Raw genomic sequence first — 20,113 nt, 5'->3', positions numbered from 1 at the left:
GTCAATTGGTCCTGATGGTGATGTCAGCGACGATGCGCCCAGCAGGAATGTCGAACACGATCGCACGCGGCTCGGCGCCGGGCAGGCTGCCATAGAAAAGCACTTGCGACCCGGAGAGCGCGACATTGCTCACCGAGAACCCGGCCGGCAGAGCGGCGATCGCGCTTACCGGCGCGTCGCCCGGCACGTTCACGGCCGCCATAGGAGCTGCCTCGGCGCCGTCATTCGTGCGGGTCAGCTTGTAGACAATCGTCCCAAGGACAGCCATAAGCATGACAAGCATCACGCCGGCCGAGACGAGCTGCAGGCGCACCATCTTGCGACGGACATTTTCCATCGCGGGATCAAGCGGCTTTTCTTCCTGTTCATCGGGCTCGAATGCAGTCATGGCTGGCTTTCTGTCGGAATTGAAACGGAATGAACGATCCCTTTAAACAAGCGGCCGCCAATAGGAAAGTCCTGAAGGCCAACGAGGACGCGGCGGGAAGGCTGGACGCCTTCCTCACGGCCGCGCTTTCGGGCGAATTTTCCCGCAATCGCATCAAGAGCCTGATCGAGCAGGGCGCTGTCTCCGTCAACGGCCAGACGATCGTCGAGCCGAAACGGAAAGTGCATCCCGGCGACGTGTTCGAGATTGCCTTGCCTGAGCCCGAGGACCCCGATCCGAAAGGCGAGGCGATCTCTCTCGACGTGCTTTTTGAGGACGACGACCTGATCGTCCTTGTGAAGCCGGCCGGCCTGGTCGTGCACCCGGGTGCTGGCAACTGGACAGGCACGCTCGTCAACGCGCTTATCCACCATTGCGGCGACAGCCTCTCCGGCATCGGAGGCGTCAGGCGGCCGGGTATCGTTCACCGGCTCGACAAGGAAACGAGCGGCGTCATGGTCGTGGCAAAAAATGATGCCGCCCACCGTCATCTTTCGGACCAGTTTGCCGACCACGGGCGCACCGGACCGCTCGAGCGCGCCTATCAGGCGGTAGTCTGGGGACGCCCCCGGCAATTGAAGGGCACCATCAACGCCTCACTGGGACGGGCCGCAGACCGAACGAAGCGGGCCGTCAAGCACGAGGAGAGCGACGACGCACGCGAAGCCATTACCCATTATGAAGTGGTCGAGCGCTACCATGAAAAGCCGGATGGCACCTGCCTCGCCTCGACCGTGACATGTCACCTCGAAACGGGCCGCACCCACCAGATTCGCGTCCACATGGCCCATATCGGCCACCCGCTGATCGGCGACCCCGAATATGGGGCAGCCTTCCGGACCAAGGCCAATCTGCTGCCCGAACTGGCGAAAGCCGTGGTCAACCGCTTTCACCGGCAGGCGCTCCACGCGTTTATGCTGCAATTCGAGCACCCGACGACAGGCGAGACGATGCATTTCGAGGCACCCATGCCCCCGGACATGGAAGCCCTGGTTGCGGCCTTGCGCGCCGAAGAGTGATACTTACAGCGCCACACGCCTTATCAGGCGCGGACGCTGTAGCGCTTTGAATTGCTGCATGTTTTTATCCTTAGATCGAGTGCGATTCGAGGAAACATGCAGCAGCTCTTGAATTCCCCGTCCCGGATTCCAATCTTATAGAAGCTTCAACTCGCGACATTCCCTTCCCCGGTCTCACGACAGCGTGAAACTGGACTCCTTGAATCATGCTTTCGCCGTACTTATCTATTAGGTTCGTGGGGTCTTAACGAAGACCCACAGCCCGGTCTGCCGTCCCGGAGGCCGGAGACGCAAAAAGGGGGGTGCTTCATGGCCCGCAATACTTTGCCGACCATTACCGCTGGAGAGGGCGGTCTCAACCGTTATCTCGACGAAATCCGCAAGTTTCCGATGCTCGAACCGCAGGAAGAGTACATGCTCGCCAAGCGGTACCAGGAACATGACGACCGCAGTGCCGCGCACAAGCTGGTGACAAGCCATCTTCGCCTCGTCGCCAAGATCGCGATGGGCTACCGCGGCTATGGCCTGCCGATCGGCGAAGTCGTATCGGAAGGCAATGTCGGCCTGATGCAGGCCGTCAAGAAATTCGAGCCCGATCGTGGCTTCCGGCTTGCGACCTACGCGATGTGGTGGATCAAGGCAGCGATCCAGGAATACATCCTGCGCTCCTGGTCGCTCGTCAAAATGGGCACGACCGCCAATCAGAAACGGCTGTTCTTCAACCTGCGGCGGCTGAAAGGCCGCATACAGGCGCTCGACGAGGGAGACCTCAAGCCCGAGCAGGTGAAGGAAATCGCGACGACCCTGAAGGTCAGCGAGGACGAGGTCGTTTCGATGAACCGCCGCCTTTCGGGCGATGCCTCGTTGAACGCGCCGATCAAGGCAAGCGAGGGCGACTCCGGCCAGTGGCAGGATTGGCTTGTCGATGACCACGACAACCAGGAAGAGATCCTGATCGAACAGGACGAACTCGACAATCGCCGGGCCTTGCTCGCCAGCGCGATGAAGGTGCTGAATGATCGCGAGCGTCGCATTTTCGAGGCCCGTCGCTTGGCAGAGGAACCGGTAACGCTGGAAGACCTCTCGTCCGAGTTCGACATCAGCCGCGAACGCGTCCGGCAGATCGAAGTGCGTGCTTTCGAGAAAGTACAGGATGCCGTCCGCAAGGCGGCCCTGGAGCGCTCGAGCGCCCTGCGTGTCGTCGAAGGCGCGTAAAGGGTCGACTTGCTACAGCGGCGCACGTCTTATCAGACGCGCAAGGACGCTGTAGCACTTTGAATTGCTGCATGTTTTCATCCCTAAATCGGCTGCGATTCACAGGGACAAACGAAAATCCCGGCCGGGTTGCCCCGCCGGGATTTTTTGCATCGCTGTCTCATTACAGCGCCGCGCGTCGTATCAGACGCGCAAAAGGACGCTGTAGCACTTTGAAATGGTGCATGTTTTTTCCTTAAATCGGTTCCGATTTAAGGAAACATGCAGCAGCGGCTATTGGCTGCTTGCGGCCGTGTTGCCAAGCGAACTCCACGCCTGCATGGCCTTGTTGAAGGCTTCGACGCCGGCCGCACCTTTCTCCAGCGTCAGCAGGGCGCGGCGTCCATTCCGGTAGGTAATCGGAATATCGATCCAGCTGCGGCTGCGCAGCAGTTCCGTATTGTTGCTGACCGCTTCGGCGAAGTCGTTGAGCGCGATCATGTGGAAATCGTCGGTGATCTTCGCCGGGACGGCGATCAGTGGATCACCACGGTCCTGCTCGGTGCGCTTCATCGAAACACGCTGGACACTGTCAATAGCGCCGCCCTCGAAGTTTTCTGGCAGCGAGAACACGAATTCGACCACGTGGCTTGCCGGCAGCGACGGATCGGCATTGCGCTTGATCGTCATCAGCGCGGTCAAACCGCGATCGGGAACGGTGATCTGCGCCTGGATGGCGGGCTCGGGCTTGGCGTCGCCGCCCGGGGATTCATCCTTGATCGACCAGGCGACGGTGCCAGGAATCGCTGTCGGGGAAGACTGGCCGAGCCGCTCCTCGTAAAGGAACATCTTCTCGCCATCGGCGACGGAAATCTCTGCTTGAGGCGTCTGGCCTGCGTTCTGGCCGGCGGTCCGGCCCTGTGCCGTTGCGGCTTGCTCTCCCGCCGGCGGCTGTGGTGCGGCGCCACCAATTTGCGCCGGTCCAGCCTCCGTCTGGGGAGCGACGGATTTGCCCTCCTGGGAGACTTCCGTGCCGTTCGCGCCAGCCGGCCCGTCGTCCGCTTCGGAGCCATCGGCAAGCAGACGCTGGGTGAACTTGGTCGAGCTGTCCTCAGGCCGAGCCGTTTCGTCAGGCGCACCCGGCTGTCCGCTTGATTGACCAGCAGGCGCGTTCTGACCGTCCGGCGTTTCGGGGGCTTCCGGTGCTGCCGGCATGATCTTCGCGATAACCCCTGAAAGCCAGGCGTTGCCCGCCTCCCTGTTCTGCCAATAGGCATAACCGCCGCTGCCGAGGAGAAGCGCAATGACGGCGCCGATCGCCAGCCGCTTGAAATTGAACCGGGAAGGTTTGGGCGTCGCTCGGTAGGACGATGGCCGGGCTGGCGCGGAAACCGGAGGCTGCTCCCGACCGTTCTCCTTGGCCGCTCCGTTTGCAGCCGCCGCTGCCCCGTTGTTCTCGCCAAAGCCGAGCAAGTCGTCGATGTGGTCCCAGGCGGTGCTGGCACGCTCTTCCTGGCTTGCGGGCACAGGCGCTTTTTCCACCGGCCACGACCATTCGGAAATATCGTTTTCGCCAGCCTTGTCCTTTTTGCTCTCCGTTGTGGTCGCGAAAGGATCGCCATCGTCGAAGGACCAGGAGCGCGACGGCTCCGCCTCGCGGGCATGCTGCGCGGGCTCGGCCTCTTCCGGTTCCACCGGATGAATGCCCAAAAGCTCGGGTTTCGACGAAGGTGTATCCTCGGGTGCCGCCTGGGTGTCGGCCGCCTGCGTCGTCGGAGGTGTATCCTCCCACTCCGGCAGGGCCCACTCCGACGTGGCCGATTTATTCGTTTCCTCCTCGCTCGGCAGCGGCTCGGAGTGTACAGGCTCCGCATGATCGGGCTGAGGCTCAACCTGCTCGCCGTGGAGTTCGTCTGCGCGCGGCTCAGGTTCCCCGATATGTTCAACCGGCGGCGCCCGCTCGGCTTCGCGTTCGCGCGCGGCCGGCTGCTCCTCGGTCGAAGAAGGCCATTGTGCGGCGGTTTCCTCAGTGGGCTCTTCTGTCTCTGCTTCCCGCGCCGGTTCGGACGGAGCGCCGTCGTCATAGGCGGCGTCCGGCTCGTGTGCCGCAGCCTCGTTGATCGGCGCAGCGTGCGGCTCCTCGTCCCCGGCCTCGGCGCTGACCGGAGTCGGCGACACCGGTTGCTCGACGCTCGGCTCCTCGCTTGCGGGTTCCTCAATCGGCTCTCCAGACGGCGCCTGTTCCGGTTCAGGGGCGCTCGCGGCCGTCTCGGGCTCGACCGAGGCGGGCGGCTCTTGCTCGATCGCCGTTTCAGCTACGCCCGGCTCGACCGCGCCGGCGTCCTCGACCGCGGGAAGCGCTTCCGCGTATTCGCTTTCGACCTCGCCGATTGCCTGTTCCAGCTTGTTCAGCTGGCGATTGATCATGTCGTCCGATGGCCGCGGGCTCATGTTTTCGAGTTGCCGGCGCACAGCACTGCGCGCCTTCTCGTAAACCTTGCCTCGCATTTCCGGTGTGTTTTCCGACAGGCCGTCAACGGTCCTGCGAATAACTGCAACAAAATCTGCCATCAGAACTTTCTCATACTCCCAGGCATGTGCCCACAATCACGACGCGACTGTCGTTGCGCGACACTAGTCCTCAAAAGGATCCGTCACAAGTATTGTGTCGTCGCGTTCCGGGCTCGTCGAAAGAAGTGCAACCGGCGCGCCAATCAGTTCCTCGACCTGGCGAACATACTTGATCGCTTGTGCCGGAAGATCGGCCCAACTACGGGCACCAACCGTCGATTCCTTCCAGCCTTCAAGCGTAATGTAGACTGGCTTTACCGAAGCTTGCTGCGCCTGACTTGCCGGAAGGTGGTCAAGCTCCTGTCCGTCCAGAGTATAAGCGACGCAAATCTTCAACTCGTCGAGGCCATCGAGCACGTCGAGCTTGGTGAGCGCGATGCCGGTGATGCCGTTGGCGGCAACCGATTGGCGCACGAGCGCGGCGTCGAACCAGCCGCAGCGGCGCTTGCGCCCCGTAACGGTCCCGAATTCATGGCCGCGTTCGCCGAGGAACTGGCCGATCTCATCGTTAAGCTCGGTCGGAAACGGTCCTTCGCCGACGCGCGTCGTATAGGCCTTGGTGATGCCGAGGATATAGCCGAGCGATCCCGGCCCCATGCCGGAACCGGCAGCGGCCTGACCGGCAACCGTGTTCGACGAGGTGACGAAGGGATAGGTGCCGTGATCGATATCGAGCAGCGTGCCCTGCGCACCCTCGAAGAGGATGCGCGCGCCCTTGCGGCGCTCCTTGTCGAGCAGCAGCCAAACCGTATCCATGAACGGCAGCACACGCGCTGCGACGGAGGAGAGTTCGTCCATGATCGCCTTGTGGCTGATCTCCACCTCGCCCAGCCCGCGGCGCAGCGCGTTGTGGTGCGTCAGCAACCGATCGACCTTCGCCGGCAAGGTATCGAGGTCACCAAGGTCCATGACGCGGATGGCGCGGCGGCCCACCTTGTCCTCATAGGCCGGGCCGATGCCGCGGCGCGTCGTGCCGATCTTGGTGCCGCTGTTCGAGGCGGCATCCTCACGGAATCCGTCGAGCTCCCGGTGCAGCGACAGAATGAGCGTCGCATTGTCGGCGATACGCAGATTGTCCGGCGTGACCTTCACGCCCTGCTTGGCGAGCTTGTCCATTTCCGCAATCAGCGCATGGGGATCGATCACGACGCCGTTGCCGATGACGGCGAGCTTGCCGGGACGAACGACGCCGGAGGGGAGCAGGGACAGCTTATAGCTGACGCCGTCGATCACCAGGGTGTGGCCGGCATTGTGGCCGCCCTGGAATCGCACGACGATGTCCGCGCGCTCCGAGAGCCAATCCACGATCTTGCCTTTGCCTTCGTCGCCCCACTGGGATCCGACCACCACGACATTCGTCATAATTTTCTTCCTGTTCGCACGCGCACAAGGGATTGCGCCATCCTGAAACCCGCGCATCTATACTGTGTTGTCCTGCGGAAAGCGACCCCGTTGTGACCCGCGCGACGCCCTTTTTCGCATGACAAGCGACGGATTTAGCGCCTATATCTCTGCCGCTCTCCCGCCTCTCCGGCACCCACTCCCGTCCCACATGGATCGCAGCATCGTGAACGCCAGGGCCTATTTCTATCTCGCAATAACTTCGCTTTTTTGGGGCGGCAATTCGGTCGCAGGCAAGATGGCCGTCGGGCACGTCAGTCCGATGATGCTGACGACGCTGCGCTGGATGGTCGCGCTCGCCGTCATCCTGGCATTGATGACGCCGCAGATCCGTCGCGACTGGGACAAGATCCGTGAGCACTGGCTGCAATTGCTGGCCTATGGTGCCGTCGGCTTCACGATGTTCAATGCGTTCCTCTATTCCGCCGTAAAATATACGAGCGCCATCAACGCCGTGATCCTGCAGGCCGGCATTCCGATGCTGATCTTCCTCTTCAACTTCGTCCTCTTTCGGACGAGGGCTTCGGTCGCGCAGATCATCGGCTTCACCGTGACGCTGATCGGCGTCTTGATCACCGCCGCGCATGGCGACCTTCTCAGCCTGTTGCAGTTGCAGTTCAATTTCGGCGACGCACTGATGATCCTCGCCTGTATCGTCTATGCCGCCTATACCGTCGGGCTGCGCTGGAAGCCGAACATGCACTGGCAGAGCTTCATCGCGGCGCCGGCCTTCGGGGCGCTCCTGAGCGCCATCCCGCTTCTCATCTGGGAATTCTCAAACGGCAGCGCGATCGTACCCGATGCCACCGGCTGGGCGATCGTAATCTATGCTGCGATCTTCCCGTCGCTGATGTCGCAGGTTCTCTACGTGCGTGGCGTGGAAATGATCGGCGCCAATCGCGCCGGGCTGTTCATCAACGCCATCCCGGTGTTCGGAACGCTTCTTTCCGTGCTTCTTGTCGGCGAGACGTTCCATCCCTTTCACCTGGTGGCACTGCTGCTGGTCCTTGGCGGCATTGCCATCGCGGAACGCGGCCGCCCCAAACTGCCGCGCTGACAAGACGGCGCCGGCGTGACCTCATTTGCCTCGAATGCGAGCCGCATGGAAAATGCCACAGGGCCGCACATCTGAAAGACGTGCGGCCCTGTGGCCGAGTTGCGGACGGGTTCCGCTTAATCGATATTGAACACCAGTTGCTTCGCCTGGCGGATCGCCGCATTCGCGCGCAGCTTGTCGAGCACCTTCTCTGAGACGGGACCGTCGACATAAAGCAGCGCGATGGCATCGCCGCCTTCCTTCTCGCGGCCAAGCTGGAAGTTGGCGATGTTGACGCCAGCGTCACCGAGCGTCGTGCCGATGAAGCCGATCATGCCGGGGACGTCGGTGTTGGTCAGATAGACCATGTGCTTGCCGACATCGGCGTCGAGATTGATGCCCTTGATCTGGATGAAGCGCGGCTTGCCGTCAGAGAAGACCGTGCCGGCGACCGAACGGGTCTGGTTCGCTGTCGTCACCGTCAGCTTGATATAGCCGTCGAAGACACCGGATTTATCGCGCTTCACTTCGGAAAGGATCACGCCCTTTTCCTTGATCATAACCGGCGCGGAAACCATGTTGACGTCCGCCACCTGTGGGCGGATCAGGCCGGCGAGAACCGCACTCGTCAGCGCCTTGGTGTTCATAGCCGCCGTGGAGCCGTCATAGAGGATTTCGATTTCCTTGATCGCGCTTTCCGTGACCTGGCCGACGAAGGCGCCGAGAACGTCGGCGAGCCGGATGAAGGGCTTGAGTATCGGCGCTTCCTCGGCCGTGATCGACGGCATGTTGATGGCGTTCGAAACGGCGCCGTTGACCAGATAGTCGGACATCTGCTCGGCGATCTGCAGCGCCACGTTCTCCTGCGCTTCCGTCGTGGAAGCGCCGAGATGCGGCGTGCAGACGACGTTCGGCAGCCCAAAGAGCGGACTTTCAGTGGCGGGCTCCACCTCGAAGACATCGAAGCCGGCGCCGGCGACATGACCGGACTTCAGCGCCTCGGCAAGCGCGCTTTCAACAACGAGACCGCCACGGGCGCAGTTGATGATGCGCACACCCGGCTTCATCTTGGCGATTGCTTCTGCGTCGATGATGTGGCGGGTCTTGTCGGTCAGCGGCACGTGCAGGGTGATGAAATCCGCCCGCGCAAAAAGCTCGTCGAGTTCAACCTTGACGACGCCCATCTCCTCGGCGCGCTCCTTCGACAGGAACGGATCATAGGCGATGACATGCATCTTCAGGCCGATGGCGCGGGCACAGACGATCGAGCCGATATTGCCGGCGCCGATCACGCCGAGCACCTTGCCGGTGATCTCGACACCCATGAACTTCGATTTTTCCCACTTGCCGGCCTGGGTGGAACCGTCGGCTGCAGGAAGCTGCCGGGCGACGGCAAACATCAGCGCGACCGCATGCTCGGCCGTGGTGATCGAGTTGCCGAAGGGCGTGTTCATGACGATGATACCGCGGCGCGAAGCAGCCGGGATGTCGACATTGTCGACGCCGATGCCGGCACGGCCGACGACTTTGAGATTGGTGGCCGCAGCGATCAGCTTCTCTGTCACCTTGGTGGCGGAGCGGATGGCGAGACCGTCGTAGTTGCCGATGATCTCGGCGAGTTTTTCCTTGTCCTTGCCGAGCTTCGGCTGGAAATCCACTTCAACGCCGCGGTCGCGGAAGATCTGGACGGCGGTTTCCGACAGTTCATCGGATACGAGAACGCGAGGTGCCATGAGAGGCCTCCTTAAGGATCAGTTCTGAAAGGGATGCGGGATTGGCTTCGCTCGGTGGCGAGCGAAGCTTATCGCTTGGATCAGGCGGCGGCCTGCGACAGCGTCGCCTTCTGGGTCTCGAAGGCCCAGGTGAGCCACGGCATCAGCGCTTCCATGTCGGAAGTCTCGATGGTGGCACCGGCCCAGATCCGCAAACCGGAGGGCGCATCGCGATAGTGACCGATATCGTAGGCGACACCTTCCTTTTCGAGCAGGGCAACGACGCCCTTCGCGAAGGCAGCCTGGCCGTCGGCATCGAGGGCGAGCACGTCCTTGTCGACGATCTTGAGGCAGACGGAGGTGTTGGAGCGGGTTTCCGCCTTGGTCGCCAGATTGGCAATCCACCCGTTGGCGTCGACGAAGCGATGGATCGCGCCGGCATTGGCGTCTGCCCGGGCGATCAGCCCCTTGAGGCCGCCAACCGACTTCGCCCAAAGGAGCGCATCGATATAGTCTTCGACGCAGAGCATCGACGGCGTGTTGATTGTTTCGCCGGCAAAGATGCCCTCGATCAGCTTGCCGCCGCTGGTCAGACGGAAGATTTTCGGCAGCGGCCATGCCGGTGCATAGGTGAGCAGCCGTTCGACTGCGCGCGGTGAAAGAATGAGGACGCCATGAGCCCCCTCACCGCCGAGCACCTTCTGCCAAGAGAAGGTGACGACGTCGAGCTTGGCGAAATCGAGATCCTGAGCGAAGGCGGCGGAGGTCGCGTCGCAGATCGTCAGGCCCTTGCGGTCCGCCGGGATGAAATCGGCATTCGGCACGCGCACGCCCGAGGTTGTGCCATTCCAGGTGAAGACGACATCACGGTCGAAATCGACCTTGGCGAGATCCGGCAGTTCCCCATAGCCGGCTTCGAACTTGCGAACGTCGGCAAGTTTCAGCTGCTTGACCACGTCGGTCACCCAGCCGGCACCGAAGCTTTCCCAGGCAAGCATATCGACGCCGCGGGCGCCCAGCAGCGACCAGAGCGCCATTTCGACAGCGCCGGTATCGGAGGCGGGCACGATACCGATGCGGTAATCGGCCGGCACTTCAAGAATTTCACGGGTAAGATCAATGGCCTGCTTGAGCTTCGTCTTACCGATCTTGGCTCGGTGCGAGCGACCGAGAGCGGCATCGGAGAGAGCGTCGAGCGTCCAACCAGGTCGCTTCGCGCAAGGGCCAGAAGAAAAATGGGTGTTTGCCGGACGCACGTCCGGCTTGGCAGGCTTCGTCATAATGCTATCCTCTCAGATAGAAGCCCCTCGTTGGGGAGGGGTGTCCCGCCGTCGGGAATATTGTGGGTCCGAGAGGAAGTCAAGCGGCTTGCGTCGCTTTTGAAAAAATTTTCGGCGTTCCGGGCAAAGTTCGTACACCGTCAGTGCGACTGCCGAATGATTGTTACCAGAGCGAGAGGCGCAGGCCTGCGCGGATCTCATGGCGTGAAAGGCCGTCGTCGTGGCCCTTGGCGCCGCTGGCACCGGCAAGCGCCTCCGCTCCGAACCCGAACATGTCTCCATCCGCTATGTGGGAATAGCGATAGCCGAGATCGAGTTTCAGCCGGTCGGTGATGTCGTAGGAGACACCGGCCATGAGCGCGTAGGTGAAGCGCCAGCTATCCTCTCCGCGATAGGACGTGCCACCTGCCCCGCCGGCGCAGGCGCCGCCGCCGGCGACGCAGGTCGCCGTCTCGCGGACAGTGTTCCAGTTGATGTTGGTGGCGCCGATGCCCGCGCCGAGGTAGGGCGTGAATCCGGCGAGCGTCGCCAGGTCGGCGTAGCCGTTCGCCATCAGACCGAGCGCGGAGAAATTGGCGTCATGCGAAAAAGCGCATGACGTTCCGGCGCCCTGGCCCACGCAGGGAGCGGCTGACAGCGACGAGCCGTCGAACCGACCCTCGAAATACTCCGCCGTTATGTCGGCGCGCACGATGTCGTTAAACCGATAGCCGATGCCGATCGTCCCCGAGATCGGCTTGTCGAAGCGGGCATTGTCGAACGGGACATTGTTGTAGGTGCCCGTTCCGGCGTCGAAGGTACGATAGGAGGGGTCGCCCTCGTCGCGCCATGGCGCATAGCCGATGTCGCCGCGCAGATAGAGGCCGCCGACATCGCTTGCTTCGGGGGAAATGGTGATCTCCGGGGCGTCGAGCAATTCGTCGTCGGCTGCATATGCCGCACCGGACGCCAGCAGACCAGCGCCCAGACCAGCGCCAAGTGCGATCCCGCAGATCCCGTGCCGCCAGTCCATCCGTATGCCCTTTCGTCAATGCCGTCGGTCCGACCTTCGTGACGGCCGGACCTGCGTTAACTATTGGCAGGGACAAGTTAACCAGCGGTTAAGCATGTTGTTTGACGAAAAATTTAGGAAATCGGTCCGGTGACGGCCGGAGCGTTAGGACGACGATCGCCGGAAGTATCCGGAAGGCTGGTTCGAATGGGAACCTGATCATCGGTCGCCACGCGACGCGCGCGCTGCCAGGTCCCGCACATAGGAAAGCATATCGGTGCGCCGCGACGCGGTTCGCACGAGCAAACCGCCTTCGCCAACGATTGCCCTTGCTTCTGTGAAGAAGTGACACCCCTCTCTTTCGATTCCGGTAATCACTTCCTCGACGTCATCGGTGACATTCCGCGAGATCGCGCCCATTTTCCCGAATATGGTCGTGCAGAAGCCTTTATCCCGAGCCGTGGCGACACCGGCGTCATTGAAGAAAAAGATGGCCTGAACGAGATTGTCGCGACCCGGCCCAACGGCGGCATATGGCTTTCCCCAGTATCTCGCAATCGTCTTCCGCCATTCGTCGGAAGCGAGGCGATCCTTCGGCAAATGAGAAAATTTGATGTCGCGTGTGATGCTGTAGAGGACCCCGCCCAACAGTGGCGAGGTAAAGTCGAGCCGATAAACATCGGAAAGCGGCGACTGGCCGCGCGACTCCAGCGAGATCGATTCGGTAAAGGTTGCTGACGCCGCGTCCTGCTTCGTCTTTACCGCTTCGCGATTTTCCGTCTTCTGCCAGTGCGCGTATTTCCGTGAAATGACCGCTTCGACCTCGGAGAGAGTCATTCCGATTTCGAAATCGTGCCCGGGAAGGAACCTTTGCGCGACGACGTCGTTCGGATCGGCCAAAGCGAACTTCGGGGCCGATCCGGCATGGGCGAGCGTGGCGAAGAGGAAAAAGAAGCAGGTCGCGAGCGTCTTCATCTGTTCGTGCTTTAACCGCAATGGAAAGGGGCCGCGTGGCGGCCCCGAACGAATGTCTGATCCTGCGCTCCGCGCTATTGCAGCGCGTAGCGCATGCCCAGCTTGAAGTCGTGCGAGGTGATGTCCTCGAAATTCATCGGGGCGTTGTTTACGGTGTCGTCGTAGCTGCGGATATTGTCGGTCTTGGCGTCACCGAGATTGACGTAGCTATAACCGAAATCGATCGCCAACCGCTCGGTCGCCTGGTAGGCGACGCCGGCGTGCAGCGCCCAGGCAAAGTTCCAGGTCGAATCTTCGTCAGCATAGGCGACGCCGACCGTCGGCACGTTGATGTCGCGGAAGCCCGAGAACGTGTTGCGCGAAGCACCGATGCCGGCGCCGACATAGGGCTTGACGCCGTACCAGTCGCCGATGTCGACATAGGCGTTGGCCATCAGCAACCATTCCGACTTGGCGCCGTCATAGTCGTTCGTTCCGTCCCATATCCCGTCGCCGTCGCCGTCATAGCGGTCGAGGGCGGTGAAATCCGCCTTGCCGCGATATTCAACGATACCATCGAGGCGGAGCCAGTCGTTGAACTGATAGCCGATACCGCCGCCCGCCAGCGGCGCGCTGTCGAAGCTGCCATCGTCCAGGAAATCATGAACGGCGACGTCATCCATCAACTCGTGATGCATTCTGTCGAGCCGCTGGTTGCTCATGCCAAGATGGCCGCGCAGATACCAGCCGCCAGGCGCTACAACCGGCGCAGGATCTTCGACGTAAAGGTCGGCAGCCAAAGCTGGAGTGCCGCACAGTAACGCCGCAATAAATGCAATCAAAGGTCTCTTCATAATATGCCCCGCGAATATTCTGACCCGCGCCGCGTTGCCTGGCCGGATACTGCAACTGTTGTTGCGTCAGAAATCGCATGCCGCGGTTAACATCGGATTAAGCATAGAAATTTACTGTGTTTTTTAACGATTGCTGATGTTCAGCGACAATCATTCAATGCGTTGCTGCAATAAAAAAGCCGGCAATCGATGCCGGCCTTGCAAGCTGTTCAGCGTTGCTGATCATTCATTGTTCGTTGAAACAGCGAACGCTTTAATTCTCTGAATCTATGCAATTACGGCGAGACCGTTAAGCACTTTTCCTGAAGTTGCTTTAAGGTCAAGCCGCGCTGCGCACACTGCCGATCACGTTGACGAGTTCGTCGACGATGCGCTCCACCTGGCTGCGGTCGTCGCCTTCCGCCATGACGCGGATCAGCGGTTCTGTTCCAGACGGGCGGATCAGCAGGCGGCCATTCTTGGCAAGGCCCGCCTCGGCATCGGCGATGGCCTGCTGCACGGACGGATGCTCGAGCGGCTTGCCCGCAGATATGCGAACATTCTTCAGAATCTGCGGCACGGGCTCGAAGCGGTGGCATACTTCGCTGACCGACTTGCCCTGCCGCTTGACCACAGCAAGGATCTGCAGCGCAGCCACCAGGCCGTCGCCGGTCGTTCCGAAATCGGAGAGCACGATGTGGCCGGACTGTTCGCCACCCACGTTCAGGCCGTCCTGGCGCATCTGCTCGACGACATAGCGGTCGCCGACCTTGGTGCGATGCAGTCCGATGCCCCGGCCCCTAAGGTAACGCTCGAGGCCGAGATTCGACATTACCGTCGCGGCTATGGCGCCACCCTTCAGCATTCCGTCCGTAGCCCAGCTGTCAGCGATCACCGCCATGAGCTGGTCGCCATCGACGACGGTCCCGTTTTCGTCGACGATCAGGACCCGGTCCGCATCGCCGTCGAGGGCGATGCCGATATCGGCCCTGACTTCATGAACCTTTTTCGATAGGGCGGCCGGATGCGTCGAGCCGCATTCGAGATTGATGTTGACGCCGTTCGGCTCCGTCCCGATCGTCACCACTTCGGCGCCGAGTTCCCAGAGTGCCGACGGAGCAACCTTGTAGGCGGCGCCGTTGGCGCAGTCGATGGCAATCCGCAGCCCCTTCAGCGTGACGTCGCGCGGCAGCGTCCGCTTCGCCTGTTCGATATAGCGATAGATGTCGCCATCGACGCGCTTGGCGCGGCCGATATCCTCGGGCTTGGCAAGCTGGCCGGACATATCCTGGTCGATGAGCTCCTCGATCTTTTCCTCGATGTCATCGGAAAGCTTGTAGCCATCGGGTCCGAAGAGCTTGATGCCGTTGTCGCGGAACGGATTGTGCGAAGCCGAGATCATCACGCCGATGTCGGCGCGCAGCGATCGCGTCAGCATGGCGACACCCGGCGTCGGGATCGGTCCGAGCAGGAAGACGTCTAGTCCGGCGGCCGTAAAGCCGGCGACCATCGCATTTTCGAGCATATAACCGGAAAGGCGCGTGTCCTTGCCGATCACGACACGGTGGCGGTGCGCTCCATTACGGAAGATCGTTCCGACGGCGATGCCGACACGCATGGCGAGATCTGGCGTCATCGGGAAAATATTGGACTGGCCGCGAATGCCGTCAGTGCCGAAATATCTACGCTTCATAAGAACTCCATGGTCCTGCTTCGGCAGGATAGACTTTACCGACCGCGTCTGTCTGCGTGTTCCGCGATTGGATTTCATATCGCCGGACCTCGTATCCAGAGTTTGACGCTCTACAGCGCCGCGCGTCCAATCGGACGCGCTACGGTCGCTGTAGCACTTTGAACTGCTGCATGATTTTGTCCTTAAATCGATTCCGATTTAAGGAATCACGCAGTAGCGGCTCCCTCTTTGCTGCAGCCTGCTCGCGTCCAGCGCAGAAGTCAGGCATATTTGAATCATCTTTGGCATAAAACCGCAGCAAACGGCAGCAATCCTATCATCAGAAATCATTACATCGCGTTACCAAGCGCGCGAAAGACACTCTGGACGAATATACCCAACAAAAAGCCGCCGCTCCTTCCGGCGCGGCGGCCTCCGATTTCATTGTTCGACAGGTCCTATTGCGGTTGCGGTTCGAAGCCGCCTTCCGGCTCCTCGCCCTTGGCACCGGCTTCTTTCTTCGTGCCGGCGGAGGGCACGGCCGAGCCGCGATGCGGAGGCGTATCGTCTCCGAGGTCGCGTGCAGGCTTCTCGCCGCGGATCAGCGCCTTGATTTCCTCGCCGGTTAGAGTTTCGTATTCCAGCAGGCCTTCCGCGAGCGCCACGAATTCGTGGTTCTTCTCCGTCAGGATGTGACGCGCCGTTCCGTAAGCGTCGTCGATCAGGCGGCGGATTTCGTTGTCGATCTTCTGTGCGGTCGCTTCCGAAACGTTCTTCTGCTGCGCCACGGAGTGTCCAAGGAAGACCTCCTGCTGATTCTCGCCATACGCGACCTGTCCGAGCTGATCGGAGAAGCCCCATTGCGTCACCATCGCACGCGCAAGCTTTGTCGCCTGCTCGATATCGGAGGACGCGCCGGAGGTGATGTTCTCCTTGCCGAAGGTCAGTTCCTCGGCAACGCGACCACCCATCATGATGGCGAGGCGCGAAATCATCCACTTGTAGCTCATCGAGTAGCGGTCGCCCTCAGGCAATTGCATCACCATGCCGAGCGCGCGGCCGCGCGGGATGATGGTCGCCTTGTGCAGCGGATCGGCGGTAGGAACGTTGAGCGCAACGATGGCGTGGCCGGCTTCGTGATAAGCGGTCAGCTTCTTCTCGGCCTCGGTCATGGCGGAGGAGCGACGCTCCGCACCCATCATGATCTTGTCCTTGGCGTCCTCGAACTCCTGCATCGTGACGAGGCGCTTGTTGCGACGTGCCGCCATCAGCGCAGCCTCGTTGACGAGGTTCATGAGGTCCGCTCCGGAGAAGCCCGGCGTGCCGCGTGCCAAGATCTTGAGGTCGACATTCGGTGCCAGCGGCACATTGCGGACATGCACCTTGAGGATCCGTTCGCGACCATTGATGTCCGGGTTCGGCACGACGACCTGCCGATCGAAGCGGCCCGGGCGCAGCAGCGCCGGATCGAGCACGTCGGGACGGTTGGTCGCGGCGATCAGGATGATGCCCTCATTGGCTTCGAAGCCGTCCATTTCGACGAGCAACTGGTTCAGCGTCTGCTCGCGTTCGTCGTTGCCGCCGCCAAGGCCGGCACCGCGGTGACGGCCGACGGCATCGATCTCGTCGATGAAGATGATGCAGGGAGCATTCTTCTTCGCCTGCTCGAACATGTCGCGGACGCGCGACGCACCGACACCGACGAACATCTCGACGAAGTCCGAGCCTGAGATCGTGAAGAAGGGCACGTTCGCTTCACCGGCGACCGAGCGGGCAAGCAGCGTCTTACCGGTGCCGGGAGGGCCGACCAGCAATACACCGCGCGGGATACGCCCACCGAGGCGCTGGAATTTCTGCGGATCGCGCAGGAATTCGACGATTTCCTCGAGGTCCTGTTTGGCCTCGTCGACGCCGGCGACATCGTCAAACGTGACGCGGCCATGCGCTTCGGTCAGGAGCTTGGCCTTTGACTTGCCAAAGCCCATCGCCCCACGAGAGCCGCCTTGCATCTGCCGCATGAAGAACAGCCAGACGCCGAGGATCAACAGCATCGGCAGCAGCGTGCCGATATAGCTCAGGAAGCCCGACGAACCGTCGGTTTCCGGACGCACGGTAACGGTGACGTCCTTGGCTTCGAGCCGTTCAGTCAAAGCGGTATCGACGGAAGGCGCGTATGTCTGGAAGGTGGCGCCGCTTTCGGAATAGCTGCCAATCACCTTCGGGCCGGTGATCACGACTTCCTTGACGCGGCTGGCGTCGACGTCCTTCAGAAACTGCGAGAATGGAATTTCGCGTGAACCGGCGCGCTCCGTCGGCTGCTGGAACATGCTGAACAGCGCAATTAGGAGAAGCGCTATGATTGCCCAGAGGGCAAAATTACGAAAATTAGGGTTCATCGAACTCCCCGGAACCTGTTGCAGCCCGTACATTTTTGCCGAGCTACAGTCTTGTTCCTTAACATAAGGTTCTGGCGTCGCGTTGCCAAGGCAAACCGCCAGGTCCCTCTCCATTTCTGTCAAAAAGATCGTGTACCGGCGGAGCGGGGTAACGTTCACGCCCGAACAGCAACGCGACCGCATCCGCCATAGTCCGGTCAAAACCGGGCAAAAAGGTGTCGTAAAGGGCGATGCGGCATTCGACTTTCGCCCGGATCGAGCCGGCGATTTCGGCTTGCGCCGGAGCGATCTGCGGCGCGGCCCGAGCGGCCCGTTTGGCGACGCCGGGCGGCAGGCCGGCGTCAATAAGCCTCTGATTCCATTGGCTATCCTGCTGCGGAGCAGTTACTACCACCGGGTGGCGTTCGCCGTTCGTTACGTTGAAACGCCCGTCCCACACGCTCGTCGCGCCGGGATCGATAACGCAAGCGGACAGGCTGCGCGCCTCACGGTAGAGATAGAGACCGTTCGGGCGCCTGTCGTAGACGACCCCTCCCGCCGTCATCCGTCCCGGCATGCCCTTTTGCAGAAAGCCGGATATGCGCTCGATCGTCGCATGCCCCGGCAAATGATTGCGGCCGCCGAGGACTGCGGCAACGGACAGAAGCGCGCGGCGCCAATCGGCATCGTTCATGTTCCCCGCCTGTGCCAACTCAACCTCAGCCACTATCGTCTCGTGGACGCGAACATGGCTCTCGATCAAGGCGGCTGCCCGCGCCGACGACGCGGCCCTTTGCGCAGCGCTCCACGGGGCTATGGGCGCCTCTTGCGAGCCTTTGAGCTCGGAGCGCACACGAACGCGCTCGAACCGGGGGTTGGCGTTGCTCGGATCATCGAACCATTCGACACCCCGCGCGGTCAGGAATCCCCGTATGTCGGCACGGCTCAGGCCAAGGAATGGTCGCAACACCCAGATCCGGCGCCCATAAAGCATGGTGCTCGCCATGCCGGCGCCGCCCGGTCCATACCCCTCGCCGCGTGCACGGCGCATCGCGATCGTCTCAAGCTGATCATCTCGCGTATGTCCGGTGGCAATGCAATCGGCGTCGAGCGCGGCGGCAGCATCCGCGAGCAGTTCATAGCGTTTCTGGCGCGCTGCCGCCTGGATGCCGGTTTGCGGCTTGTCGCCTTGCCAGCGGCGGACAAGGTGGGGAATGCCGAGCTCGGCACAGAACGCCGCCACGGCTGCTGCTTCCTCTGCGGATTCCGGTCTCAAACCATGATCGATCGTGCAAGCGGCGAGCGAGAATCCTTCGCGATCTCCGTTGCCGATCGCGGAATGCAGGGCGACAAGAAGGCCCTTGGAGTCGCTGCCTCCGGAGACGGCCGCGAGAATCCGGCAAGGTTTGGCGAAGGAACGCAGGAATTGTCTGGCCGCGGCAATGACGGTTTCGGGCACGCGGCGCGCCTCAGCAGCCAAAGCGGCTCTGCTCGCTCGAAACCTTTGCCTTCACGGCGGGCGAAGCCTTGGGGTAGCGCTTGTTCACCTCGCGCAGCGTGGCGCAGGCGGTTTCCTTGTTGTCGAGAGCGCCGAGCGACATGCCGAGCTTCAGCAGCATCTCTGGCGCCTTGGGCGATTTGCCGTGCGCCTGATGCGCGTTCAGGAAGGTCTTCGCTGCGTCGCTGTACTTGCCCTGCGAATATTGGGCTTCACCCATCCAGAAACTGGCGTCGGCCGCCTTGTCGCCACTGGGAAAGACGTCGAGATAGTCACGGAACTCCTGTTCCGCCATGGCGTAATCGCCGGAAAGCACGTGCCCGTACGCCGACTGGTAGAGATCGCCGGGATTGTCGAGAGAAGCGGTTTGCTGCTCGGTGCCCGGATTGGCGTTGATACCCGCATCGCCGGCGGAATTCGCCATCCCGGTGTCGACGCCGGGGAGCGTGGCGTTGACGCCGGGCTGGGCGTCAGTGGTCGCCGATATCGGATTGCCGCTCTCGTCGAAAATGATCTGCCCCAACGTCGTCGGCGGCGCAGCACCCGTCGAGCCGGGATTAGCCGCCATGTCGTTGCCGCTGACAGGAGGTGCCACCGAGGTCTGGCTATCCGTCACCCCAGGGGTGACGGACGCCTGATCACTGGATTTCGGCGTTTCGAGTGCGCCGCTCTTCTTCGAAGAGGACTTGCCGTTTTCGAGATCCTGGAAGCGGAACTCATTGTCCTCCTGGAACTTCCGGATCTGTTCCTGCATCTGCAAGAGCTGGAAGCTCATTTCTTCGATACGCCCATTGAGCGAGCGGATCTGTTCCTCGAGTTGACCGACCCGTCCGGGGTCGGCCGACTGCACCTTCACCACCGGCAAGTCCTGTTTGCTGGCGGCGTCGGTATGGGTCGAGCGGGCGAAGAGCCCGGAAAGTGGCATGGCATTCGCCGCTGGCCCGAGACCCGAGAGGGCCACAAGACCAATCAGTCCTGCCACGACAAATTTCTTCATTTCGTTTGTCCTGTTCGAATACCGAATACTCCCCACCCCTGTGATCACGGTCCGCGATACTCGATACTGTCGCCGATTCTAAAGGTGAGTGCCGCACAGTTTTCCAATCGCTGTGAAAAAGCAACGGAGTTCGGCTAAAGTGTGGTAAAAAAG

At 61.5% G+C, this 20,113-nt stretch carries 15 protein-coding genes; 3 read left to right on the top strand and 12 right to left on the bottom strand.

The features are described from left to right. Position 1: 1 nt before the first annotated feature. Positions 2-388 (bottom strand): hypothetical protein, encoded by a 387-nt coding sequence (locus tag PZN02_RS09220; RefSeq protein ID WP_280661261.1) that lies wholly within the window; start codon positions 386-388, stop codon positions 2-4. Positions 389-417: 29 nt separating this feature from the next. On the opposite strand from PZN02_RS09220, the gene PZN02_RS09215 reads away from it, so the two are divergent. Then, entirely contained in the window at positions 418-1,446 is a 1,029-nt protein-coding gene (locus PZN02_RS09215; protein WP_280661260.1) for an RluA family pseudouridine synthase, read from the top strand. Positions 1,447-1,755: 309 nt separating this feature from the next. Beyond that, positions 1,756-2,661, top strand: a complete 906-nt coding sequence (rpoH, locus tag PZN02_RS09205) for an RNA polymerase sigma factor RpoH (protein WP_342394713.1) — start codon at positions 1,756-1,758, stop codon at positions 2,659-2,661. Between the two features lie 273 nt (positions 2,662-2,934). Here rpoH and PZN02_RS09200 read toward each other — a convergent pair whose 3' ends face one another. Together PZN02_RS09200 and PZN02_RS09195 are read right to left on the bottom strand one after the other, a co-directional pair. Then, complete coding sequence (locus PZN02_RS09200; RefSeq protein ID WP_280661258.1) at positions 2,935-5,211, bottom strand: hypothetical protein; 2,277 nt, start codon at positions 5,209-5,211, stop codon at positions 2,935-2,937. Between the two features lie 63 nt (positions 5,212-5,274). Next, complete coding sequence (locus PZN02_RS09195; protein ID WP_280661257.1) at positions 5,275-6,573, bottom strand: adenylosuccinate synthase; 1,299 nt, start codon at positions 6,571-6,573, stop codon at positions 5,275-5,277. A gap of 205 nt (positions 6,574-6,778) precedes the next feature. Here PZN02_RS09195 and PZN02_RS09190 point away from each other — a divergent pair, with 205 nt between their 5' ends. Continuing rightward, positions 6,779-7,669: a DMT family transporter gene (locus PZN02_RS09190; protein ID WP_280661256.1), complete on the top strand. Its 891-nt coding sequence runs from the start codon at positions 6,779-6,781 to the stop codon at positions 7,667-7,669. Positions 7,670-7,785: 116 nt separating this feature from the next. On the opposite strand, the gene serA is transcribed toward PZN02_RS09190, so the two are convergent. The 9 genes from serA to ybgF all read right to left on the bottom strand — a co-directional run bounded on the left by serA (position 7,786) and on the right by ybgF (position 19,960). Beyond that, complete coding sequence (gene serA, locus PZN02_RS09185; RefSeq protein ID WP_280661255.1) at positions 7,786-9,381, bottom strand: phosphoglycerate dehydrogenase; 1,596 nt, start codon at positions 9,379-9,381, stop codon at positions 7,786-7,788. Positions 9,382-9,461: 80 nt separating this feature from the next. Then, a complete protein-coding gene (locus tag PZN02_RS09180) occupies positions 9,462-10,640 on the bottom strand; it encodes a phosphoserine transaminase (protein ID WP_280661254.1) in 1,179 nt (392 codons plus the stop codon). 163 nt (positions 10,641-10,803) lie between these two features. Next, positions 10,804-11,652, bottom strand: a complete 849-nt coding sequence (locus PZN02_RS09175) for an outer membrane protein (RefSeq protein ID WP_280661253.1) — start codon at positions 11,650-11,652, stop codon at positions 10,804-10,806. Positions 11,653-11,850: 198 nt separating this feature from the next. Beyond that, positions 11,851-12,606, bottom strand: a complete 756-nt coding sequence (locus PZN02_RS09170) for a hypothetical protein (RefSeq protein ID WP_280661252.1) — start codon at positions 12,604-12,606, stop codon at positions 11,851-11,853. A gap of 74 nt (positions 12,607-12,680) precedes the next feature. Further along, entirely contained in the window at positions 12,681-13,439 is a 759-nt protein-coding gene (locus PZN02_RS09165) for an outer membrane protein (RefSeq protein WP_280661251.1), read from the bottom strand. A gap of 319 nt (positions 13,440-13,758) precedes the next feature. Then, on the bottom strand, positions 13,759-15,111 hold the full coding sequence (gene glmM, locus PZN02_RS09160; RefSeq protein WP_280661250.1) for a phosphoglucosamine mutase: 1,353 nt from the start codon (positions 15,109-15,111) through the stop codon (positions 13,759-13,761). Positions 15,112-15,548: 437 nt separating this feature from the next. Beyond that, a complete protein-coding gene (ftsH, locus tag PZN02_RS09155; protein ID WP_280661249.1) occupies positions 15,549-17,486 on the bottom strand; it encodes an ATP-dependent zinc metalloprotease FtsH in 1,938 nt (645 codons plus the stop codon). A gap of 58 nt (positions 17,487-17,544) precedes the next feature. Beyond that, positions 17,545-18,924 carry a tRNA lysidine(34) synthetase TilS gene (gene tilS, locus PZN02_RS09150; RefSeq protein WP_280661248.1) on the bottom strand — a complete coding sequence of 460 codons (1,380 nt, stop codon included), beginning with the start codon at positions 18,922-18,924 and terminating at the stop codon, positions 17,545-17,547. Positions 18,925-18,934: 10 nt separating this feature from the next. After that, positions 18,935-19,960, bottom strand: coding sequence for a tol-pal system protein YbgF (ybgF, locus tag PZN02_RS09145; protein WP_280661247.1), 1,026 nt, complete (start codon positions 19,958-19,960; stop codon positions 18,935-18,937). Positions 19,961-20,113: the final 153 nt, after the last annotated feature.

Source organism: Sinorhizobium garamanticum, from assembly GCF_029892065.1.
Taxonomy (GTDB): Bacteria; Pseudomonadota; Alphaproteobacteria; order Rhizobiales; family Rhizobiaceae; genus Sinorhizobium; species Sinorhizobium garamanticum.
This window is presented reverse-complemented; position numbering and strand designations above follow the sequence as displayed.